Source organism: Sphingomonas sp. 10B4, assembly GCF_035019905.1.
GTDB lineage: Bacteria > Pseudomonadota > Alphaproteobacteria > Sphingomonadales > Sphingomonadaceae > Sphingomonas > Sphingomonas glacialis.
In genome coordinates this window covers 1-2,887 of sequence record NZ_JASJVC010000138.1, presented here as the reverse complement: position 1 = coordinate 2,887, position 2,887 = coordinate 1, and the positions used below count along the sequence as shown (strand labels likewise).

Sequence of the window (2,887 nt, the reverse complement as noted above, 5' to 3'; positions counted from 1 at the left end):
ACCGGTGACCGTCCGCCTCTCATAACATCTTCAAGTAAAAGCGCGGTTATACTCTCGCGACGTTATGCAACAAAGCCATCCGGCTGTCTCAAAATCATTGACACGTTCCGTCCGCTTCGATACGACACTCTCTTATGCGACCAGCGACGCGCTCAATTTCTATGGCCTGTTTCAGTTCAAGGCACGCGAACCGCTCCCGGCCGACGATCCCAACAAAGACCTGTTTGTCAATCAGGGCGCTGGCCGCAGGGTCGGCGGCAAGTTTAAGGAGCTCTACGTCCGCTACGACACGTGGCGGGTGGGCAAGTTCGTCCAGAATTTCGGCCGCGCCTATGTGCTGCTGCCAGGACCCTTCTCGGCGGATTTCATCGAGGAAACCGACCAGGGTTATGAGCCGAGCGAAATGCTGGGCATCGAGAAGCTGCACGTCTTCGGCAGCGAGAAATATGGCTGGCAGCAGATTTCTGTGTCAGCCTTCATGGTCGACCGGTCGCCGCTGCACCGCAGCTTTCCGTATGACGAGGGGCAAATCCATTACAAGGACGGCGGTGTCGGTAACACGCATCTGCCGACCAACGTGATGGTTACCTATGATGCGCTAAATGTGCCCGTCGGCCATGGCGCCCAAGCAACATTCCAGGCAAGCGCCATTCGTTGGGGCAGAACCTTCGGGGTGCCGCGAGGCGAGTTCTGGACCACGCTGGGCGGCGACGTTTCGATCCCGCTCGGCAACTCAGTACGCAAGACTTTGCAGCGCAAATACACTGAGGTGCATCTGTATGTTGAAGGGGCACGCCGCGCGAACTTCCAGGGTTTGCCTGGCCGTGATCGCAACTATGTAACGGAAGCTGGGGAATTTCTGCGCGGACCGTGGCAGATCGACATGTCGGCAACGCAGCGCTGGACCACAGACCCTTTGATGCCGACCCAGCAGGACCGAATCTACACCGGGACAATCGGTCGCAACTTTGCGTCGCAGAGCTTGCTGCTATTGAGCGTCGCTCGAGAACGGGTCGCAGACCGGTCCGGCGTCTATGCCGGCATCCGGTTGGTGCAGACCTTCACTGCCTGCGCGCGTTGCGCACGCGGAGCGGCATATTGACGCCCGCCGTTACCGATAAATTCGAAGGATCGACGATGCAGGATGCACAGCGCTACGACCCAGTCGCACGGCTGCTCCACTGGCTGACCGTGCTATTGATTGTCCTGCAATTCTCCATTGCATGGACGATGCCCGAAATTCATCGCGGTGTGGAGCCGACAGGGTTGATCGGATGGCATTTATCCGTCGGCGTCGCAATCTTGGCGGTCGTCCTGGTTCGGATCGGCTGGCGCGTGACCCATAGCGAGCCCGCCGCCCCGACGTCGCTCTCGCCAGTGTTGCAAGCTATATCACGAATTACCCATTTTGCACTTTATGGACTGCTCGTCGCGCTGCCGTTCCTGGGATGGGCCAACGCCTCTGCGAGAGGCTGGGCCGTGATGTTGTTCGGAACGATCCCGCTGCCACAGCTGGTGGCAAAAGGTTCGGCGCTTGGTCAGCAGATGGGTGACGTCCATCAGACGGCTGCACTCGTCTTGCTCGCGTCGATTGCACTTCACGTGCTTGGCGCAATGTATCACCTGCTCGTAGTTAAGGATCGGACTGTTCAGCGCATGCTGTAAAATCACGCAACATTTATGTTCAGCCGTGCGCCGTACAACATCTGCAAAGGCATGTTGACAAGCGGTTCGACCCAATACCGAATATCGAATGCCACTCTAGCGCTTCCCCGAAATTGCCATAGGCTCAGGCTAGCTTCTTCCCGAGAGCCTCGCGGAGGTCCACCCGAAGTGGAAGACCCCGCACCGGATGACGATCATCACCGGACTCTTCGTCGCCGCCGCGGCCGCGCTGCTGCCGGTCGGACAACTGGTGGATGTCTCGAATGCTGGCACGCTCTTCGCCTTCCTCATGGTCGCGGTCTCGGTCCTCATCCTGCGCATCCGCGACCCGCACCGGCACAGACCCTTCAGGACCCCAGCGGTGTGGATCGTCGCGCCGCTGGCGGTGGCGGGCTGTATATTCCTTTACTGCAGCCTGCCGTGGGCCAACCGGATGGTGCTGCCACTGTGGGGTGCCATCGGTCTCCTGATCTACTTTGCCTACGGCTACCGCCGTAGCCACATCGCGCGCGGGGGCGGTCGCTGAATTCAATCCGCTGCCGCGCGTGCCGACGCTCGTACTCGCCGACGGCGAGGTGCTAAGGCAGAGCGGCACCATCCTCGACTATTTCGACCAGATTGCCGGCGCGCGAGAGGCGCTCGTACTCATGTGTGCGCGTTCGACAGACCATTTCTCGATCTGACAAACCGACGGGGGCCAGCCCCGCCAAGATCTCTACCCTTACGGGAGGGTTGCCAAAAGGCACCTTGTTGCACGACAGTGCGCGACGTCAGAAGTTTACATAATTCGAGCTGCACCGCCCTTGGTTTTCGACACCACCGCCCTCCAGTGGTATGCTGCGCGCGCGGACCCATCGCGTGCTCTAGATCGCGCCTGGGTGCCGCCATGCTGGGATGCGGGTCGCGAAGCGCTAGAAGCCCTGTTCGGCTTGGATCGCGAGTCTCACTTCCTCCGGCACCATCGCGGCCTGTTCCCGCAGCTATGGGAGCGGCAGATCACGCAGTCGTTGCAAGCGCTGCTACTCGAGGATCCGTCACGCACACTTGAGCGATGCCAAGCCCTTCTCGACGCGTTCAATGAAGGTGCCAAGTGCGAGATACGAGGGGTAGACCGGATTACGGCCGATGCCGCGGACAGGATGGACCGGCTTTGTTGCAAAACTGACGTTGGGGATTCCCGTAGGGAATCGAGTGGGATAGATGGGCGTGATGCCCAAACCTG

At 60.0% G+C, this 2,887-nt stretch carries 4 protein-coding genes and 1 pseudogene; 4 read left to right on the top strand and 1 reads right to left on the bottom strand.

Annotation, left to right across the window (positions count from 1 at the left end):
• Nucleotides 1-64: 64 nt before the first annotated feature.
• From QN347_RS19005 to QN347_RS18990, 4 genes and pseudogenes are all read left to right on the top strand, one after another.
• Complete coding sequence (locus QN347_RS19005) at nt 65-1,102, top strand: hypothetical protein (protein ID WP_322161027.1); 1,038 nt, start codon at nt 65-67, stop codon at nt 1,100-1,102.
• Between the two features lie 35 nt (nt 1,103-1,137).
• On the top strand, nt 1,138-1,665 hold the full coding sequence (locus tag QN347_RS19000; RefSeq protein WP_322161029.1) for a cytochrome b: 528 nt from the start codon (nt 1,138-1,140) through the stop codon (nt 1,663-1,665).
• 133 nt (nt 1,666-1,798) lie between these two features.
• A pseudogene (locus QN347_RS18995) lies at nt 1,799-2,191 on the top strand (amino acid permease); the annotation flags it as partial.
• A gap of 19 nt (nt 2,192-2,210) precedes the next feature.
• Nucleotides 2,211-2,348: a hypothetical protein gene (locus tag QN347_RS18990; protein ID WP_322161031.1), complete on the top strand. Its 138-nt coding sequence runs from the start codon at nt 2,211-2,213 to the stop codon at nt 2,346-2,348.
• A 351-nt stretch (nt 2,349-2,699) separates the two neighbouring features.
• On the opposite strand, the gene QN347_RS18985 is transcribed toward QN347_RS18990, so the two are convergent.
• A partial coding sequence (locus QN347_RS18985) for a hypothetical protein (RefSeq protein ID WP_323494317.1) occupies nt 2,700-2,887 on the bottom strand: 188 nt, incomplete at its 5' end.

Coding starts and splice junctions, on each gene's coding strand:
- QN347_RS19005 (WP_322161027.1), top strand. CDS start 65: ATGCAACAAAGCCATCCGGCTGTCTCAAAATCATTGACACGTTCCGTC.
- QN347_RS19000 (WP_322161029.1), top strand. CDS start 1,138: ATGCAGGATGCACAGCGCTACGACCCAGTCGCACGGCTGCTCCACTGG.